Annotated in this window: 19 protein-coding genes; 6 read left to right on the forward strand and 13 right to left on the reverse strand. The window is 69.3% G+C overall.

Features of this window, described 5'->3' with window-relative positions; translation table 11 throughout:
• Positions 1-580 precede the first annotated feature (580 nt).
• The 4 genes from AB0J64_RS30940 to AB0J64_RS30955 form a co-directional block, all read right to left on the reverse strand.
• Positions 581-1,228, reverse strand: coding sequence for a TMEM175 family protein (locus AB0J64_RS30940; protein ID WP_364034464.1), 648 nt, complete (start codon positions 1,226-1,228; stop codon positions 581-583).
• Between the two features lie 340 nt (positions 1,229-1,568).
• Positions 1,569-1,856 (reverse strand): hypothetical protein, encoded by a 288-nt coding sequence (locus AB0J64_RS30945; RefSeq protein ID WP_364034467.1) that lies wholly within the window; start codon positions 1,854-1,856, stop codon positions 1,569-1,571.
• A gap of 57 nt (positions 1,857-1,913) precedes the next feature.
• A complete protein-coding gene (locus AB0J64_RS30950) occupies positions 1,914-3,287 on the reverse strand; it encodes an MFS transporter (RefSeq protein WP_364034469.1) in 1,374 nt (457 codons plus the stop codon).
• 159 nt (positions 3,288-3,446) lie between these two features.
• Positions 3,447-4,190, reverse strand: coding sequence for a GntR family transcriptional regulator (locus AB0J64_RS30955; protein ID WP_364034472.1), 744 nt, complete (start codon positions 4,188-4,190; stop codon positions 3,447-3,449).
• Between the two features lie 72 nt (positions 4,191-4,262).
• Between AB0J64_RS30955 and AB0J64_RS30960 the strand changes: the two genes are divergently transcribed.
• The 3 genes from AB0J64_RS30960 (at position 4,263) to AB0J64_RS30970 (ending at position 7,122) form a co-directional block, all read left to right on the forward strand.
• Positions 4,263-5,120: a hypothetical protein gene (locus tag AB0J64_RS30960; protein ID WP_364034475.1), complete on the forward strand. Its 858-nt coding sequence runs from the start codon at positions 4,263-4,265 to the stop codon at positions 5,118-5,120.
• Between the two features lie 155 nt (positions 5,121-5,275).
• A complete protein-coding gene (locus tag AB0J64_RS30965) occupies positions 5,276-6,313 on the forward strand; it encodes a zinc-dependent alcohol dehydrogenase family protein (protein WP_364034478.1) in 1,038 nt (345 codons plus the stop codon).
• 41 nt (positions 6,314-6,354) lie between these two features.
• Positions 6,355-7,122, forward strand: a complete 768-nt coding sequence (locus AB0J64_RS30970) for a carboxymuconolactone decarboxylase family protein (protein WP_364034481.1) — start codon at positions 6,355-6,357, stop codon at positions 7,120-7,122.
• Positions 7,123-7,132: 10 nt separating this feature from the next.
• Here the strand turns inward: AB0J64_RS30970 and AB0J64_RS30975 are convergent, their stop codons facing one another.
• Positions 7,133-8,308: an FAD-dependent monooxygenase gene (locus AB0J64_RS30975; RefSeq protein ID WP_364034484.1), complete on the reverse strand. Its 1,176-nt coding sequence runs from the start codon at positions 8,306-8,308 to the stop codon at positions 7,133-7,135.
• A gap of 156 nt (positions 8,309-8,464) precedes the next feature.
• Positions 8,465-9,448 (reverse strand): helix-turn-helix domain-containing protein, encoded by a 984-nt coding sequence (locus AB0J64_RS30980; protein ID WP_364034487.1) that lies wholly within the window; start codon positions 9,446-9,448, stop codon positions 8,465-8,467.
• A gap of 96 nt (positions 9,449-9,544) precedes the next feature.
• Here AB0J64_RS30980 and AB0J64_RS30985 point away from each other — a divergent pair, with 96 nt between their 5' ends.
• Positions 9,545-10,957 carry a pyridoxal-dependent decarboxylase gene (locus tag AB0J64_RS30985; RefSeq protein ID WP_364034490.1) on the forward strand — a complete coding sequence of 471 codons (1,413 nt, stop codon included), beginning with the start codon at positions 9,545-9,547 and terminating at the stop codon, positions 10,955-10,957.
• 296 nt (positions 10,958-11,253) lie between these two features.
• Here the strand turns inward: AB0J64_RS30985 and AB0J64_RS30990 are convergent, their stop codons facing one another.
• Positions 11,254-11,628 carry a peptidase inhibitor family I36 protein gene (locus AB0J64_RS30990; RefSeq protein ID WP_364034727.1) on the reverse strand — a complete coding sequence of 125 codons (375 nt, stop codon included), beginning with the start codon at positions 11,626-11,628 and terminating at the stop codon, positions 11,254-11,256.
• Between the two features lie 79 nt (positions 11,629-11,707).
• On the opposite strand from AB0J64_RS30990, the gene AB0J64_RS30995 reads away from it, so the two are divergent.
• Entirely contained in the window at positions 11,708-12,928 is a 1,221-nt protein-coding gene (locus AB0J64_RS30995; RefSeq protein WP_364034493.1) for a serine/threonine-protein kinase, read from the forward strand.
• A gap of 148 nt (positions 12,929-13,076) precedes the next feature.
• The gene (locus AB0J64_RS31000) at positions 13,077-13,613 is read left to right on the forward strand and encodes a TetR/AcrR family transcriptional regulator (RefSeq protein WP_364034496.1); all 537 of its coding nucleotides are present in this window, start codon (positions 13,077-13,079) and stop codon (positions 13,611-13,613) included.
• On the opposite strand, the gene AB0J64_RS31005 is transcribed toward AB0J64_RS31000, so the two are convergent.
• The 6 genes from AB0J64_RS31005 to AB0J64_RS31030 form a co-directional block, all read right to left on the reverse strand.
• Positions 13,576-14,208 (reverse strand): helix-turn-helix domain-containing protein, encoded by a 633-nt coding sequence (locus AB0J64_RS31005; RefSeq protein WP_364034499.1) that lies wholly within the window; start codon positions 14,206-14,208, stop codon positions 13,576-13,578. The genes AB0J64_RS31000 and AB0J64_RS31005 overlap by 38 nt on opposite strands.
• Before the next feature lie 7 nt (positions 14,209-14,215).
• Positions 14,216-15,403: a cytochrome P450 gene (locus tag AB0J64_RS31010; RefSeq protein WP_364034502.1), complete on the reverse strand. Its 1,188-nt coding sequence runs from the start codon at positions 15,401-15,403 to the stop codon at positions 14,216-14,218.
• Between the two features lie 141 nt (positions 15,404-15,544).
• Positions 15,545-16,423 carry a zinc-binding dehydrogenase gene (locus AB0J64_RS31015; RefSeq protein ID WP_364034505.1) on the reverse strand — a complete coding sequence of 293 codons (879 nt, stop codon included), beginning with the start codon at positions 16,421-16,423 and terminating at the stop codon, positions 15,545-15,547.
• Positions 16,424-16,733: 310 nt separating this feature from the next.
• Entirely contained in the window at positions 16,734-17,444 is a 711-nt protein-coding gene (locus AB0J64_RS31020; protein ID WP_364034508.1) for a GNAT family N-acetyltransferase, read from the reverse strand.
• A 201-nt stretch (positions 17,445-17,645) separates the two neighbouring features.
• Complete coding sequence (locus AB0J64_RS31025) at positions 17,646-18,359, reverse strand: alpha/beta hydrolase (protein ID WP_364034730.1); 714 nt, start codon at positions 18,357-18,359, stop codon at positions 17,646-17,648.
• Positions 18,308-18,508 carry an FAD-dependent monooxygenase gene (locus AB0J64_RS31030; protein ID WP_364034511.1) on the reverse strand — a complete coding sequence of 67 codons (201 nt, stop codon included), beginning with the start codon at positions 18,506-18,508 and terminating at the stop codon, positions 18,308-18,310. The genes AB0J64_RS31025 and AB0J64_RS31030 overlap by 52 nt, the downstream gene beginning before the upstream one ends.
• Between the last annotated feature and the right edge of the window lie 11 nt (positions 18,509-18,519).

The following is an 18,519-nucleotide window of genomic DNA, read 5'->3' on the forward strand; positions in this document are numbered from 1 at the left end:
GTTGCGTCTTCCGTACATGGCTGCCATGAGATCGAGGCCGTACTGGCCGCCGCCGCCGGCGTCATGGGCGCTACTGAGGCGGCGAGGGCGAATAAAGAAGCAAGAAGTGCGATATGTCTCCGCACACTGCATCCAATCGTCGGAGATTTTGATCTTTGATCGAACTCGGGGCCGGAACGGTGCTCCACGCCGCCGCGCCCTCGGACAGGCACGGGTCCTCGCGGAAGTGCCCGCCGATGATCCGCACGCTCAACGCACCAAGCGCGGACGAACGGGGCTGGGGATACTGTGCGAGCAGATGCACCGGGCCCCTGGAGGCGTTCAGCGACTCCCCGATCGGGGTGTCAGGGTCGTCGTCCCTCGTGATGGCGGGCCTTGTCGATGTCTGTCCCGGGCTTGGGTTGCGGGACCCCCGCGACGAGTGTGGCAGCGCACGGTACGGCCACAGCAAAAGTTGATCTCTTGAGCATATGGGTGACCATACTCCGTTCAACGGATTATGGGCAATTTGCTCCGTACGGGACGGGCGCACGGGCCGAAGAGATCCTCATCCCGACGGTGAACCTGAGAAGCCTGCCTTTCACCCTCCGGTAGTCATCGTGGGATGCTGCACGGACTGTCGCCTGGGGCGCATGTCGAACATGTAGATGACGAGCAGCACCACGTAGAACACGAGCGCTCCTATCGCGCTGAACGCGCCGATGACGGTCGCGACGAGATAGAGCACCGGCCCCATGCCCCAGCGAAATCGCAACGAGCGCGCCTCGGCCGGGGTGATGTGCCCGCCAAGGTGGCGGTGCCCCGACGAGGAGTACCACCACACGGCGTTGTAGAAGATGCCGCCGATCACCAGCACAAGTCCGTAGAAGACGGCGGCCATCTGGGTGCCGTGATCGGCGTGCAGCGCCTCGGCCAGCACATGCGTGGGAAACGGCAGGAAGGCGACATCCATCAGGAGGAGCACGTTGAAAGCCAGCAGCAGGCCGTCGGTCCGGTGGATGAAGTGGAACATCCGATGGTGGTTCATCCAGATCATCCCCACCAGCAGGAACGTCACCACGTAGGCGAGGTACGACGGCCACAGGCCGAGCAGCGCACCCCCGAGGTCCTTCTCCCAGCCTTCAGGCAACCGGATCTCGAGCACCAGGAGGGTGATCGCGATGGCGAACACGCCGTCGCTGAACGCCTCCAGGCGCCCGGTGCTCATCACAGAAGAGTCATCACTCACGCCGCGTATCGTAGCGACGGGGCAAAGTCGTCAAATGACGGGCAGTTCCGCCTGCCCGGCGTCGGGACGGTCTTCAGCGCCATGGCAGAGACACCCACACGCCGTGCTCGGCACGGCGCAGCACGCGAACGGACGTACGCCAACGCCGCGCCCCGGCACGTCATCCTCTACGCGTCCGATGGCGAGGCTCGCCAGGAGTTCTCTCTTGTCCTCACCGGCCGCGCCGTCGTCGGTCAACCGACGCCGAGCGACGAGTCGCGTGAAGTTCGCTGGGTCCCCCCGCGATCTGGTGATCGGCCTGCAGATGGATCGGTAGATGCGGATGCGGATCGAGCACTACCTAGCCGGGATGGCTCTGCCGTACATCGGATAGCGCCTGACTGAGCTTCGTGGAGATCACGTCCGTCTCATCGGAGGTCAAGACGTTGGGATGGTCGCCGCCCATGAGCCCGAACACCCGAGGGCCGCGAAGGTCGGCGCTCAGATCCGAGGCCCGCGGGACGATGTGAAAGTGGACGTGGCTGAAGCCCTCCATCTCGGCGAACTGCATCACGTAGGTCTTCTCGCACCTGGTGACGTCCCGCAGCGCGCGCGAGAGCAGTACCTGCCACGAGCCAAGGTCACGCATCTCAGCATCCGTTAGATCTGCCATGCGTCGTTGTCTACGCGGTGGTGGTCGGCGAACTCAGACGGTGCGAACGCAGGCGCACTGGCATGCGGCGAGAGTGCCCTCCGCAGCCTCTGCGGCTTCCCGCGTGGCCACTTCGGTCCTGGCGGAAGCAACCACCGCTGCGGCGCGGCCTCCGGCCTCGGTCTTCCTGATGCGCGGCTGGACCACCACTGCCGTACGCCCTCCGACCTCGGCCTTCTCATCGCGCGGCCAGACCGCCAGTGCCGTGACAGCTCCGATTGCCGCCAGGCCCGCCAGCACGGTCCAGGTGATCGTGAAGCCCGCGTTCGTGGCGACCCATCCGGCGATGGGATAGGTGACCAGCCAGGCCAGGTGGGACAGCGAGAACTGGGCGGCGAAGACCTCGGGAATTCCGGTGGGATCGACCGCCCGGCGAAGCACCCGCCCGGTCGGCGTGATGATCAGCGCCATCCCGCCGCCGATCGCCACCCAGATCAGCCCGGTCGGCAGTGATGCGGCGACGTTCGCCGCGGACATCGTGACCGCCGCGCCGACCGCGAATACCAGCACGGCGGCACCGATCAGCATCACGAACCGGTCCGCCACCCGGTCCAGGACGCGCGGGAGGACGAGGGCCACCAGCAGTGTCCCCGTTCCGGACGCGGCGAGCACCCAGGCCACGTCGGATTGGGTTCCGCCGAGCACGTCGCGGACGTAGTTCACGGTGTTGACGACCACGATGGAGCCGACGGCGGCGACCACGAGGTTCAGTGCCATGACGCCGCGCAGGCTCGGGGTGGCCGCGAAAGTGCGGATCCCCGCCACGGCCCGGTCCCAGGCGTTCGTGTGCGAACTGGGGCGCGCGTTGGGGATGCGCGTGGACAGGACCAGCAGCGCGGACCCGGCGAACCCGACGGAGGTGCCGATGAACAGCAGGTTGAACGACATGAAGGTGAGCGCCACAGCCGCGAGCACGGGGCTCAACAGGCTCTCCATGGTGTAGGCCACCTGCGATGCGGACAGGGCGCGGGTGTAGTCGGCCTCCTTGGTCACGATGTCGGGGATGACCGCCTGAAACGTCGGGGTGAATGCCGCTGACGCGGTCTGGAGAACCCCGATCAGGACGTAGATGTGCCAGACCTCGGTGACGAACGGCAGCGCGATCACCACCAGAGCGCGCACCGCGTCGAGGATCGTGAGAAACCAACGTCTGGGCAGCCGATCGACGTACGCGGCCGCGAGCGGTGCAACGACCACATACGCGACCATCTTGATCGTCAGCGCGGTGGCGAGAACCGCACCGGCACGCGGACCTGCGAGCTCGTACGCGAGCAGCCCCAGCGCGACGGTAGCCAAACCGGTACCGAACAACGCGATGACTTGAGCGCTGAACAGCCGCCGGTAGTCGCGAATTGCGAACAATCCCATGTCCGTCTCCTCCCGGGCAACCGCAGTCACCATCAAACACCGGCCTCTATACCCCTTGGGGGTATGTGCTTGGGAGTGTTCTATACTGGGCAGGGGTATATGTCAACCTATGATTCGAGCCAGCTGCGTCGTCTCGGTCGAGGCGTGGCCATCGCCTAGTTAGGCCGGCGGGAGCGACGGCGCCGGCATCTCGATGTGCGCCCTGCTGACGGAGACGCTCATCGCCAGGACCTGGAGCACGTCGCGACGCACGCGCTCGCACCTCCTGCGCATGGCCTCGTGGGTGCCGTCCGCATCCCGCGCACGCAGTCGCTCGCAGATGGCCGCCAGTTCTCCGGGTGGGCTCGCGGCCTCGGGAGCGATCAACAAGGCCATCCGCAGGACCCGCTCCAACTCGTCGAGCACGTCGACGATCGCCTTGCCGAAACGGTTGTTGCCGCTGGAGTTGGCGATGATGGCCTCGAACTCGATCCCGGCCCGCAGCGACTCCTCGAGTCCCGCTTCCCCCGCTGCGAGCGCCAAGGGCACCTTGGACAGCACGTCGAGCCGCTCGAGCGCCGGCGCCTCGACGCCTCGGCGCGCGGCGGCGGCAGCGGCCTCGCCGGACAGCAGCGTCCGCAAGGCACAGAGGTCGTCGGTGTCCTGAAGCGTGATCGGGCTGACGACGTAGCCCGCGCGCGGAAGCGCATCCACGAGCCCATCACGTCTCAACCGCGCGAGCGCCTCCCGCACTGGTGTCTTGCTGATGCTCCATTGCTGCGCGAGCGACGCCTCGCTGAAGCTGCTGCCGGGCGGCAGCGTCAGGTCGATGATCCGGCGCCTGATCGCCCGGTAGGCCTGGCTGGTGCGGTCGAGGTTGGCTTCTTCCGTGCCGACCAGCAGCAGCGCGGGGAGGTGAGACATCCCTCTGATCACGGGATGGATATCGGGCACCCTTCTAATATATCAAAATAAGGAGATTGATATCTTAGCGGCATGCTGATCCTCAAAGCCTTTGATCACAGCGCCGGCGAGATGCCGGAGAACATCGTGGTACTCGCGGACGGCACGATCTGTGCGACGCTGCTGATGGCGGGTGCCGTCTGGTTGTCCAGCAGTGAGCCGGAACGAGTGGTCCCGGAGCCGGCCGACGCGCTCGTGGTCGGCCTCGCTTCGGACGCCGAGGACCGGCTGTACGCCGCCGTGCGGAGCGCGACCGGCACCGTTGCGGGAATCTGGCGGCGCGAGGCGCCCCGTCGTTGGGTGCGATTCGCCGCCTCGGAAACCCGGGCGGGGCTCAACGGCATCACCTTCGCCGATGACGGCACGCTGTTCGCGGCGGACTCCGTCCACGGCGAAATCCTCTGCTGCGCCCCTGGCGATGACACACTGCGGCTCTGGCTCGCCGACGAGCGCCTGGCACCGGTGTCACCGGACGATGCGGTGTCGTCCACGGGCGTGAACGGGCTCAAGGTCTGGGACGGCGCCCTGTGGGCGACCAATACGGCCCAGGGCACCGTCCTGCGTATCGGCATCGACGCGGGGCGCCCAGGCGAGGTGGAACAGACGCACACCGGCATACCCGCCGACGACTTCGCCTTCGACAGCTCAGGCACGCTGTACCTTGCCGTCCACCCGCGCAACACCGTTCTGCGCATCACCCCGGACGGCGCCATGACCATCCTCGCGACCGAGGCCGACGGCCTCGACGGACCGAGCGCGATCGCCGTCATCGACGACGGGCTCCTCGTGACCAGCCTGGGAATGCTCGGTTCGCGTCACAACCCCAACATCGCTCGTCTCAGCCTGGACGTCGCTGCTCCCGCACTGCCCCGTCCGCGAATGCCCCGCTGACAACCTCGAATCGAGCCCTCCTGACCTGACCGGCGGATCTCTGGCTGGGGGGGTTCTGCCATTACCTGTACCAGCAGGTCCTGCCGCATGTCCGAACGCGCCTGTTTGATGGAGCTTGACCAGCGAAAACGTCAGTCCTCAACGAGGGAAGATCGATGCGAGCCACCTATATGTACGGCGCCGGCGACGTGCGCGTGGAGAGCGTGCCGGACCCGGTGCTGCAGCAGCCCACCGACGCGGTCGTACGCATCGTGCGCTCGTGCGTCTGCGGCAGCGACCTGCACCCGTACCACTCCCTGCCGGCCTCGGAGCAGGGCACCCCGATGGGCCACGAATTCCTCGGCGTCATCGAGGACCTCGGCTCCGAGGTGTCCGGGCTCAAGCGGGGTGATCTGGTGGTGGCGCCGTTCGCCTGGTCCGACAGCACGTGCGTCTTCTGCCGGGAGGGTCTGCACACCTCCTGCCTCAACGGCGGCTTCTGGGCCCGCGACGGGGTGGGCGGCGGCCAGGCCGAGGCGATCCGCGTTCCGCAGGCCCAGGGCACGCTGGTCAAGCTGCCCGTGGGCGAGGATTCGGAGCTGCTGCCGTCGCTGCTGACCCTGGCCGACGTGTACGGCACCGGCCACCACGCCGCCAAGCAGGCCCACGTCAATGCGCGTACCACGGTGGCGGTCATCGGGGACGGCGCGGTCGGGTTGATGGCGGTGCTGTCGGCCCGCCGGCTCGGCGCGGAGCGCATCATCCTGATGGGCCGCCACGACGAGCGCACCAAGCTCGGCATCGACTTCGGCGCGACCGACGTCGTGCCCGAGCGCGGCAGCGAGGGCATCGAGCGGGTACGGGAGCTGACCGGCGGGCAGGGCGTCCACGCGGTGCTGGAGGCGGTCGGCTACATGAACGCCTACGAGACGGCATTCGGCATCGTCCGCCCCGGCGGCGTGATCAGCCGGGTCGGCGTGCCGCAGTACGAGGACGCGCCGATCGGGTTCGGCAGCCTGTTCGGCCCCAACATCACCTTGACCGGCGGCCCCGCCCCGGTGCGCGCCTACATCGAGGAACTCCTGCCCGACGTGCTGGACGGCACGGTCGAGCCGGGCCGGGTGTTCGACCGCACCGTCGGCATGGAGCAGGTACCCGACGGCTACCGGGCGATGGCCGACCGCAGCGCGCTCAAGGTGCTCATCCGGCCGTGACACCGTGTCGCACCCGATCCCGACAAGCATCAGGAGGACGCATGGCCATCAGCGACGCGGCACGACGCCACCATGACGAGCTGTTCCCCGGTCACGTCTCGACGCTCGCCCGGACCGACCCGGAGCTGGTCGAGGTCTTCGACAATTTCGCCTTCGACGAGGTCCTGCGTCACGGGAGCCTCGACACCCGGACCCGGCTCATGGTCCAGCTCGCCTCCATGATCGCCTGCCAGGCGGTGAACGAGTACCGGGTCATGCTCGGAGCGGCACTGACCGCGGGCGTCACCCCGGTCGAGGTCAAGGAGATCGTGTACCAGGCGGTGCCGTACGTCGGCATGGCCAAGGTCTTCGACTTCCTGCACGCCACCAACGACGTCCTGACCGAGCGGGGCGTCGAGCTGCCCCTGCCCGGACAGTCCACCACCACGCCAGACACGCGCCTGGAGCGGGGCCTGGCGGTGCAGAAGCAGATCGTCGGGGCCGCCAGGGTCGAGGCGCTCCACGCCTCCGCGCCGGAGGACGAGCAGCACATCCAGCGTTACCTGTCGGCCCACTGCTTCGGCGACCACCTCACCCGCGACGGCCTCGACGTGCCGATGCGCGAGCTGCTGACGTTCGCCGTGCTCGTCTCGCTCGGTGGATGCGAGCCGCAGGTCAAGGGGCACGTGGCCGCGAACCTCAACGTCGGCAACGACCGTGTCCGGCTGATCGAGGTGCTGACCCAGCTCATCCCGTTCATCGGTTACCCGCGCACGCTGAACGCGCTGCGCGTGCTCGACGAGGTCACCGTTCCCGAGGACACACCATGACGTCCGTCGTTCAGCTCAGCAGGGGCTCGGTGTCCACGTCGTACGTGTAGAGCCAGGCGCTGTGCCGGAGGAAGTCCCCGTCGCGCAGCCCGGCGTCGCGCTCACGTTGCGCGGGCCCGTCCGGCATGTGGTTGTACTCCGCCCGGCCCCGGCTCATCAGCTGCACCCGGCTGGCGCGCGGCCGGCGGGTCGCCTCGTACGACAGCAGTGCCTTCGGCACCGAGTCGCGGTCGGCCTCGCGCAGGCAGCGGGCGAGGACGGCGCCGTCCTCGATCGCCTGCCCGGCCCCCTGGGCGAAGAACGGCAGCATCGCGTGCGCGGCGTCGCCGAGCAGGGTGACGCGGCCGCTCGTCCACCGCTCGAGCGGGCTGCGGTCGTAGAGCGCCCACCGTTTCGTGCTCGGAGCGGCGGCGATCAACTGTCGTACGTTCTCGTCCCAGGTCTCGAACTCGGCGGCGAAGTCGGACAGATCCCCGTCCGCCGTCCATGACTCGAGCAGCCACTCTCCGGACGGCACGACGGCGACGACGTTCACCAGCTTCCCGCCCGACACGGGATAGTGGACGAGGTGCCGCCCAGGGCCGAGCCAGAGCGACTGAACCGGCCGCCGTGCGTACTCGGGCGCCTTCTCGACGGGTATCAGCGCGCGGAAGGCGCTCAGCTGGCAGAAGTGCGGCTCCACCTCGGTCACGATCAACGGTCTGACGGTCGAATGGATGCCGTCGGCTCCGATCACCACGTCGGCGCGCACCTTGGTCTCGCCGCCCGTCCGATGCGTGAAGGTCAGCTCCACCTCCGCGTCGTCCTGATCGAGCGCCACCAGGCGGTGATCGAGGTGGACGACCTCAGGGGGCAGCGCGCTCTGGAACATGGCATGCAGGTCCGCACGGTGCGCGGTGTGCAGGTTGGCGCCGTACATCTGCTCGCACGCCTCTCCCAACGGCTGCGAGAAGAGGACCTCTCCGTCCTCCCACCGCCGGTACTCCCACGCCGCCTCCAGCCAGACCGCGCACCGGGCGAGAGCGTCGCCCAGACCGAGCCGGTTGATCAGCCGGACCATGTTCGGCGCGATCATCACCCCGGCACCGACCTCGCGCAGCACCGGCGCCTGCTCGTACACGACGGCGTCCACGCCGGCCCGGCGCAGGTGAATCGCCGCCGCCAGCCCGCCGAGTCCCCCACCCACGACAGCCACCCGTAAGCCCACGGCTCTCCCCCGATCTGCTCCCAAAACGGACCCTCATTGTGTACCACCGCCCCGCTCTGACGCGACCGGCGGGGATAAGTCACCCCATATCACCCCCTGCCGGAAGTCCCGATATGCGCCCAGACGACCTCGCCCTCACGGCCTGGTACGCGATGGCGCAGATCCGCCGCCTTGGAAAGTGCGCCGATAGGCGGCGGGGGTGGTGCCGACGAGCTTGGTGAAATGCCGGCGCAGCCCGTTTCCCGTACCGAATCCCGCGCGTTCGGCGACGGCGTCCACGGGCAGGCGGGTGGTCTCCAGAAGCTCGCGCGCCCTGGCAATGCGCTGCTGGGTGAGCCATCGGATGGGAGTGAGCCCCATCTCCTGCTGGAAGCGGCGGGCGAAGGTTCTGGTGCTCATCCGGGCCCGCTCGGCGAGCAGCGGGATGGTGAGAGGCTCGTGCAGGCGTTCCAGCGCCCAGTCCAGCACCGGTGCCAGGCCCGTGTCCCTGGCCGGGACCGGCGGGGTGGGCGACACGTACTGCTCCTGATCCCCCTCCCGGTGCGGCGAGATGACCATCCGGCGGCCCGCCTCGGCGGCCACGGCGGCGCCGAAATCCCGGCGGACGATGTGCAGGCACAGGTCGATGCCCGCGGCGGTCCCCGCGCTGGTGAGGATGTCTCCCTCATCGACGTAGAGTGCCCGCTGGTCGACACTGACCTGCGGATAGCGTTTCTGCAGTTCGTCCGCGTGCATCCAGTGCGTGGCGGCCCTGCGGCCGTCGAGAAGGCCCGCGGCCGCCAGGACGAAGGCGCCGGAGCACAGCGCGGCGATCCGCGCCCCCCTGCTGTGCGCCTCGACCAGCGTGCTCAGAAGTTCCGCAGGCGGCTGGTAGGTGGCGTCCAAGCAGGCGGGCACCACGATGAGGTCCGCGGAACGCATCGCCTCCAATCCGTGCGGCGCGCGCAGCAGCAGTCCGTTGAGCGACTTCTGTGCGCCGTCGGCGCTCCGGCACAGGGTCAGTTCGTACCAGTCGGGGGTCAGGTCACGGCGGTCCCGGCCGAAGACCTCGCAGGGTACGGCCAGTTCAAAGAGCGGGCACTCCTCCAGCACCGGAACAGCCACTTGAATCCGGGTCATGGCGAAAATCTAGTGGAACACGACTTTTCTGCCACTAGTGGCGGAGATGCTCGCTCCTCGAGAGTGAGGGCCATGGATCGGACAGGACCACTGGATGTGGGCGCAGAAGAAGGGGCGCGGTTGCTGACCGCCGCCGTGAACCTGGTCGTCCGGCACGCGAGGCAGGTGGGTGACGGGCCCGTCGCGCCGGAGGAGCTGGGCACCGGGGCGATCCGGCAGTGGCTGGCCGACCAGGACTTCGACGTTGCCCAGCAGCCCGAGCACGTGCTGCCGGAGGTGATGGAGGCGCTGCGGCGGTGGGGAGTCCACACGACGCACCCGCGCTACTTCGGGCTGTTCAACCCCACCCCCACGTGGTGGGGAATCGCGGGCGAGCTCATCGCCGCCGGGGTCAACCCACAGCTGGCCGCCTACAGTCACGCGCCGGCCGCCGTCGAGATGGAACGGCACGTGCTGCGCTTCATGGCCGGCCGTCTCGGTCTGCCCGCCACCACAGAGGGCACCTTCACCGTGGGCGGGGCCGAGGCCAACCTGAGCGCGGTCATCGTCGCCCTGACCCGCCGTTTCGAGACGTACCCGCAGACCGGGGTGCGGGGCCTGCCACGACGGCCGGTGCTGTACGCCTCCGCCGAGAGTCACCTCGCCTGGCTCAAGATCGCGCACATGACGGGGCTCGGCCGCGAAGCCGTACGACTCGTGCCGGTGAATGGGGCGCATCGGCTCGACACGCGGAGATTGCGCGCGATGTACGAGGCCGACCTCGCCGCGGGCCTGGAGCCTTTCCTGCTGGTCGGCACCGCGGGCACGACGGCGGGCGGCGCGCTCGACCCGCTGCCCGAACTGGCCGCCCTGGCCCGACAGTGGGGCGTGCACTTCCACGTCGACGCCGCATGGGCGGGCGCGGTCGCGCTCTCCGACCGCTTGCGCCCGCTGCTGGCCGGGGTGGAGCTTGCCGACAGCGTCACCGTGGACGCGCACAAGTGGCTGTCGGCGCCGATGGGGGCGGGCATGTTCCTCACCCCGCACGCACGGGCGCTGTCGGAGAGCTTCCGGGTGGCCACCTCCTACATGCCGGCGGAGAGCGATGAGCTTCCCGATCCGTACGTCACCAGCGTGCAGTGGTCGCGCCGCTTCGCGGGGCTGAAGGTGTTCCTCGCGCTGGCCATCGCCGGTCGGCCGGCCTACGCCGCGCAGCTCGAGCGAGATGTGCGGCTCGGGGAGCTGCTCGCGCGCCGCCTCGCCGAGGAGGGCTGGACCCGGGTCAACGACACTCCCCTGCCCGTGGTGTGCGTCGCCGATCCCGAGGCCGAGGCGGCCGGCCGGGAGCACAGCACAGCCTGGCACGCCGCCGCCGTCCATCACGTGGTCAGCAGCGGTCAGGCGTGGGTCAGCACCGTACAGCTGGCCGGGCGTCCCGCCATCCGCCTCTGCCTGACCAGCCATCGCACCACCGAGGACGACGTCGAGGCCGTGGTGACCGCCCTCGGACATGCCCGCAAGCATGGCTGACGACCTTCGTGGGGGGGTATGCAGCGCCAAGCTTCCCGATCGCGTTTCCGCAGTTCAGCGCGTTGCCCGTATTGAACAGAATGAGGATTCTGAACGGTTACCACCGAATAGGCGCCCGAGGAGGCGCCGCCCGGCCGCCCCGCAACCGCTCCCGGCCGGCGACCGCGGGCCGTGTCGAAGAGGCGGTGGGGGTCGTCGGGCACCAGGGCGTCGACTTCGACCTGTACCAGGTGCCCGTGTGCGGGCCGGACGGGTTCCGGGTGCGCCGTGGGCCGGTGGCCGGGTGCGCGTTGCGGTTATCCGGAGAACGAGTACACCGTGCGGAGGTAAGGGTCGTTGTCGTGGGGACCGATCACTGTGGAGTCGCCGGTACATCCCGGCCCGTAGTAGAGCACCCAGTCGAGATCGGTGTTGTTGATCACCGACTGCGCGAGCCTGCCCGGGATCACGGCGCAGTCGGTGGACGTGGGGTGCTGTACGACGGCGCTTTGTCCTCTGAAGTACGGTTGCGGCCAGAAGCAGATGGAATCGTCGGGGCACGTGACCCGGTGTGCCCGCTGCTGGACGTGGGCGCTGGCGGGGCCGGTCGCGGTGAGAGTGCCCGCGGCGGCCAGTGCGAGGACGGCGGTGGTGATCCGGAGTATGCCTGCCCACTCAAAGTAATCAGACAGCTACACAAAGTCACTATCCGCGCGGTTGCTGTTCCCTCGGGGTGCCACCTGAAGGTCTAACGAGGCATGGAACCACACCGTGCAGGTGGTGGACGCCCGCGCCGACGCCGATCCGCCCTGGCTCGTGACCGAGTACGTCGCGGGGCCGTCGCTGCACGAGGCTGTCGGCGAGCACGGCGCGTTCTCGGCGGCGGCGGTCGCGGGGCTCGGTGCGGGCCTGGCCGAAGGGCTGATGGCGATCCACGAGCGGGGCGTCGTCCATCGGGACCTCAAGCCCGGCAACGTGCTGCTCGCCCAGGACGGGCCCCGCATCATCGACTTCGGCATCGCACGCGCGCTCGACGCCACCTCGCAGACCACCCGCACCAGCGTGGTCGGCACGCCCGGGTTCATGTCGCCCGAGCAGCTTCGGGGCCGCGAGGTCGGGCCGGCCAGTGACGTGTTCTGCCTGGCTGCCGTGCTGGCCTTCGCCGCCACCGGCCGGCGGCCCTTCGGCGAGGGCCCGATCGAGGCCCTCGGCTACCGCCTCGTCAACGAGGAACCCGACTTGACCGGCGTGCCGGAGCCGCTGCTCCCGCTGATCGCGTCCGCCCTGGAGAAGGATCCGAAAGACCGGCCCGGCCTCGACGCGTTCCTCGAACGTTGCTCCGCGCTCGCCGAGGGCGGGGACGCTCCGCTGCCGGAGCCCGTCAGCACGATGATCGCCACGCGGGTGGCGGAGACCGAGGTGCTGGCGCCCCCGCCGCAGGACGCGCCGGGGAACGGCCGACGGTTTCCGCCGCTCGGACGAATGAAGCTCCCGGTGGCCGCGGCCGCGGTCGTGGGCGTCCTGCTGGCGTTCGAGAAGATCTCGGCGGGCGACTGCCTGGACGCCTACGCGCGTCCGTCCGGCGAGTGGAGCAGGAGCAAGCCCCGCTCGGGCGGCTGCGGCCGCTCCGACGCCTACCTGAAGGTGCTCAAGGTGGTCGACGACTCCTCCGAGTGCCTCGGGCGCGGTGCCGATCTGGACGGGGAACTGTGGTGGAGCTACGGCGAGGACGCGAACGAGATCGCCCTCTGCGTGCAGCGGCAGTTCCGCACGGGTGACTGTTTCCTGGCCACAAAGGGTGAGAACGAGAACTCGGTCGCCGTCAACAACGCGGATCTGATGACGTCGTGGCGGTGCGGGGCCGGCTCCGCTCCAGGGGAGTACGACTTCGTCCTCCGTATCACCGCGTTCATCAGCGGTGCCTGCCCACCGGGCGGCAGAAGGGTCCACTGGGAGGTCCGAGGCCGCACCCTCTGTACCCGCATAGTCTGACCACGCCCGCCACCACGGCACCGGCACCAAATCTGAGATGAGGATTTCGGTACGCCCGAGCCTTCGCGTAGGGCCGTATGTCATAACGAGACATGAACGTATCGTCATGGGGCGTTAGCATGGTCGAGTGGTGAAATCGGATGCTGGGATGCAGCGGACTCGGTCGGCGATCCTCGATGCCGCCGCCCGGGTGCTGGGCCGGCGGTCAGACGCGGCGATGGCGGAGATCGCGGACGAGGCCGGGGTAGGACGCGCGACGCTCTACCGGCATTACCCCACCCGGGAGTCACTGCTGCGCGGTGTGGCCGAAGTCGGGATGGCCGAACTCGTGGAGGCCTTCGCGGCCGCCAACCTTGACGAGCTCCCGGCCGACCGGGCGATCACCAGGATCATCGCCGTGTTCCTGCGTAACGGCGCCAAATATGCGGCGGTGATCAGCCAGGCCGACGAGTTCTGCGACCCTGCCGTCATCGAGAGCACAACCAGGCCCATCCGCGAAGTCATCACTCGCGGCATCCGCGACAAGGTGCTCCGCGACGACCTGCGCCCCGACGCCGTGCTCGCCATGTTCTCCGCGATCGTGGAACGCGCCCTCTGGCTGACTGTCGGCCAGGCCATGACGCCCGAGGAAGCCACCGAGACTGCCGTCACGATCTTCCTCGACGGCGCGCGCAAGCCCGGGTAGCCCCCTCGGGCTCGGCCGGCGGCAGCGGGGGAAGAGTGATCGCAGACGGGCGCAACCCCTCGGCGAGCAGGGCGAAGTAGCGTCTGCGGCCGGCCCCCGCCAGATCCTCGGAATGTACAGTCGCCATGGTCATGATGATGACCGCCACCACGTCCCGCAGCTCCAACTCCTGGCGCACCATGTTCGCGTCGATGGCGCGGCGCAGCAGCGGCTCCAGGGAGCCCAAGAAGCGCTGACCGGTTTCGGCGGCGAACGCCCGGAATTCGAGAGCGAGCGAGTGAATCGCCCGCCGTCGGACGAGTACCTCGATAGCGGTCTCGAGCGCGCCGACGAGATCGCGCCACGGATCGTCGGTGTGCACCGTCGTCATGGGCTCGATCTCGGTGGCCAGGACATGGTCGAAGACGGCTCGGATGAGCTGGTCGCGATTGCGGAAGCGACGGTACAGCGTCATCACGCTCACCTCCGCCCGCTCGGCGATCTCCTCCAGCGTCGCTTCCGGCCCGATGTCCTCGAACGTCGCGACCGCGGCGCCGACGATCCGCTCGTAGTTGCGGGCAGCATCGGCCCGCAGTCCCCGCTCCCGCCCCGTCATCGTCGTGTCACCAGGTCACGTGCAGCGAGTGCACCCCGAAGACGCCGCTGAAGAGCCGGAAATCGGGTTCGGCGTCCGGTGCGCTCAGCGCGAGGCCGGGGAAGCGCTTGAGCAGGGCCGGAAACGCGATGCGCATCTCCATCCGCGCCAGCGGCGCCCCCAGACAGTGGTGCACTCCATGGCCGAACGTAATGTGACCGGCGGCTCCCCGGGTGATGTCGAGCGTGTCGGGACGGTCAATGAGATGGGGATCGCGGTTCGCGGCCAGCGGCGAGGGGGCCACGACCGAGCCGGCGGGGATGGTGTGACCGGCGATCTCCACCTCGGTCGTGGTCGTACGCACCAGCGAGGGCACGATGGACAACCAGCGCAACAACTCCTCGACGGCGGGCTCGACCCGCGCCGGGTCGTCACGGATCATCGCCAGCTGATCCGGGTGCCGCAGCAGCGCCAGGGTTCCCAGGCCGAGCATGTTGGAGGTCGTCTCATGCCCGGCCAGCAGCAACAGGCTCGCGATGCCGATCAGTTCGTCGGTGGACAGGTCGTCGCCGTGCTCGCGCACCAGCATGCCGAGCATGTCCTCGCCCGGGTTCGCCTGCGCGCGGGCGACCAGGCCGGCCATGTAGGCGCGCTCCTCCCGCCGCGCCGCGTTCCGCTCCTCGGCCGGCGCGGACAGATCCAACTGGCGCGCGGCCCGGTCCTGGAACTCGTCCCGGTCGGCGTAGGGCACGCCCAGCAACTCGCAGATCACCATCGACGGCACCGGCAGCGCGAAATGCGACACCAGATCGGCCGGCTTGCCCGCCCGTTCCAGATCATCCAGCGCCGACTCGACGATCTCGGCGATGCGCGGCTCCAGCCGGCGCATCCGGCGCACCGTGAACTCCGGGGTCAGCATCCGCCGGAGCCGCGTGTGCTCCGGCGGGTCGAACGCGATCAGGTTCCCGGCCCGCAGCTTCGCCTGCTCCTCCTTGCTCAACTCGGCCCCGTCGGGAAACGGGGTAAGAGCGCTGCTGAACCGGGTCGCATCCGAGAACACCTCGCGGACGTCCTCGTAACGCAAGATCAGATATGCGGGCACCCCGAACGGCGTCATCTGCCGCAGCACACCCTGGTCATCTCGTACCCGGCCGATTTCCTCGACCGGGTCGAACCCGTTGCGCCGCATCTCCAGCGGCAATTCCGGCGCTTTCATTATCGTCTGTCACCCATCCTCATGATCGTGTGAGACTGAAAGTCCACTGACCGTTGGTTGGGCCGGCCGCGGATCTCTGCCCGCCCAGGTACTGCGTCGCGCACCACAGCGTCGGGGCTCCGACCACCCGCCCATCGCCGCTCACATCAGCAGGAGCGTCTTACCGATCGCCGTCCTGGCCTCCATGGCGGCGTGGGCGTCGGCGGCACGTTCCAGCGGGAACGTCTGCCCGACCACCGGCCGCAGTCGCCCTGCCGCGGCCTCCTCAAGCGTGGCGGCCCCAAGTTCGTGCATGATCGGACCGAGTTCGCCCATCATCTGCGGCAGGCCGATCACGGTGACACCCCGCGCCGCAACCGCCGAGGGGTCCGTGTACCCGCCGCTGGCGGCGCCGTGCACCACAAACCGCCCACCGGGCTCGACGAGAGACGTCGCCGCCGCGCCGATCTCGCCGCCCACACCGTCGAACACCACGTCAACGGCGGCGCCGCCGGTCAGGTCGCGAACCCGCTCGGTCCAGCCGGACTGCGCGTAGTTCACCGCCTGCGCGCCCGCCGCACGCACAGCCGACAGCTTGGCATCGCTACCGACGGCACCGATCACCTTGGCGCCGACGCTCACACCGAGTTGCACCAGAAGGCTGCCCAGGCCGCCGGCCGCGGCCTCGACCAGCACCCACTCGTCCGGCTTCGGGGCGACCAGCCGGAACATACCGACCGCCGTCCGGCCGTCGTCGAGCAACGCCACCGCGTCGGTGGTGGACACCGCCGCCGGGATCGGGATCACTTGGCCGGCGGCGGCCACCGCCTTCTGCGCGTAACCCCCCGTACCACCGGTCGGGGCGATCACCCGCTGACCCAGCAGGGCCGGGTCGACGTGCGGGCCGACCGCACTGATCACCCCGCCGACGCCGTTGCCGGGCACGTAGGGCGGGGTGGGCAGCGGGAACCCGGCGACTGGGGGGCGTCCGGCCCGCGCCTGGGTCTCCGCGAACAGCACGCTCGCCGCTTCGACGTCCACCAGAACCTGACCGTCACCGGGCTCCGGATCAGGGGCATCACCGGGAACCAGCACAGACGGAGCCCCGAACTCGGTCAACCAGATCGCTCGCATAGATCGTCAGGGGTTCGGTGCCCTTGCCGGGCCCGTTTCCCCGTCCTCCTTTCACATCCGTGTACGCCGGGGCGGACACCGTTGTCGGAGAGGCAACTGCTAGTCAGCTAACAGTTAGTCGCCATAGTACACGGTCGCTGAATACGTTCGACTCATTATGAGATACTAATGTCTCAAAATGAGCCGGCCATGCAGGCCAGCCATGCAGAGCACGCCGTCACGGCGTGCGAAACCCCCGAAAGGTCACGTGCTTGCGGGTCTCGAAGCCGAGCCGCTCGTAGAGGGCGATCGCGCCGGTGTTGGCCTCCGCCACGTGGAGAAAGGCGCCTTCGTCGCGGGCCGCGATACGGGCGACGAGCGTAGTGACCAGGCGGGCCGCGTGGCCTCGCCCGAGCGCCTCCGGAGCGGTGCAGACGGCGCTGATCTCAGTCCATCCCGGTGGCCGAAGTCGTTCGCCCGCCATCGCCACCAGCGTGCCGTTGTCGCGGATGCCGAGATAGGTGCCGAGTTCGTGGGTGCGCGGCCAGAACGGTCCAGGCTGTGCCCGCGCGACGAGGTCGAGCATCTCGGGCACGCTGTCCGCGCCCAGTTCGACCACATCGGTGATGGTCTCGCCCTGCGGATGATCAGGTCGGCTGCCGACGGGCCAGATCATCTGACGGCCTTCGAGGACGAAGACCGGCTCCCAGTCCGACGGCGGCGTGGCCGTGCAGCTGAACATGTCGGCGAACTCGCCTCGCCCCAGCAGCCGGGCGAGGTCGGCCCACTCCTGCGGACCAGGGTCGGCGGTCACCGCGGAGAAGGTCGCCACTTCCGGCAGGTAGGTGGCAGCCCGCCCAAGCCGGCGGGCGAGGTGTGCGTGGTGACCGCGCAGTGATGCACCCACCGGGTCGTCGAGCGCGGCGACCTCGCCGTCGCGGTTCACCATCGTGCTGTACCTCTCGTGTTGTGCGGGTTGACGGCGGCCGTTGCCGTGAAGGGAGCTGTGCGAGGGCCAGCATGCCGCATGATCATCGCCGCGTTCGCCTCGGTCGCTGTCTCACCACCTCTCTCACAACCCTCCCGTTTGTGACCCCTCAGCCGCCGTGCGTAGACAGGAGGCAGCCCGTGGACGCCCACCTGCGGGCCCTTACGACCTCGAGATGAGGTGGTCGGCGAACCAGTCGGCGACCAGCGCGTCCCGCTCGGCCGCGTGGTTATAGAGCGTGTGCTCTCCGTCGGGCCAGGTACGCAGCACTCCCCCCGCACCGGCCGCCTCAACGAAGGGCGCCAGGGCCGCAGGGCGGGGGGCGAACGGGTCGGCCCCTCCGTGCAGGGCCAGGAGGGGGCAGCCGATTCGATGGCGGGCCGGGTCGAACCGCAACGCGCCCAGCACGGCGGCCACCTGCTCCGCGCTGTCGGTGCCGATCGCGGCGGCCATCTGGACGGCGGCCGGCGAGACAGCGGGCGCCGACGGCGCGGCGGGTGACGTGGGCGGCGCCGGTTGCGGCGGGCGAGATCCGGTGGGTGTGCAGTTGACCACGCAGGCGCCGACCCGCGGGTCGCGCGCCGCGAGGTGCACGGCGAACAGTCCGCCGAAGCTGTTGCCCTGCACTCCGATGGCGTTGCCGAGCCTGGGGTCGGCGGTGACGACGTCGAGGAACCGGGCGCAGCCGTCCACGGCGTCCTCGTCAATGTGGAGATCGTGCTCCAGTCGCGGTTCGCCCTGGCCGGGCCCCTCGGCCGGCAGGCAGGCCAGGCCGCGTGCGGTGAGCGCGTCGGCGGCGTGTAGGTAGCTCGCGCCCCAGCCGCTCAGCCCGCCCCACAGGACGACCGTGGCGGTGGCCGTCCCGGACGGGGGCAGGCAGAGCCAGTCGCGCCCACCATCAACGACACCTGGGTGATGGCGTTGGTGTGGGGCCGTCGCTCCTGTTCGTAGGTGTCCAGGAGGGAGTCGGCGGCCCGGCCGCGCAGGACGAGCGCCCAGGAGCCAAGGCTCCATGAGCCGTCCACCGGCCGGAAAC

It is taken from the genome of Nonomuraea sp. NPDC049695 (assembly GCF_040674955.1).
Classification (GTDB): domain Bacteria; phylum Actinomycetota; class Actinomycetes; order Streptosporangiales; family Streptosporangiaceae; genus Nonomuraea; species Nonomuraea helvata.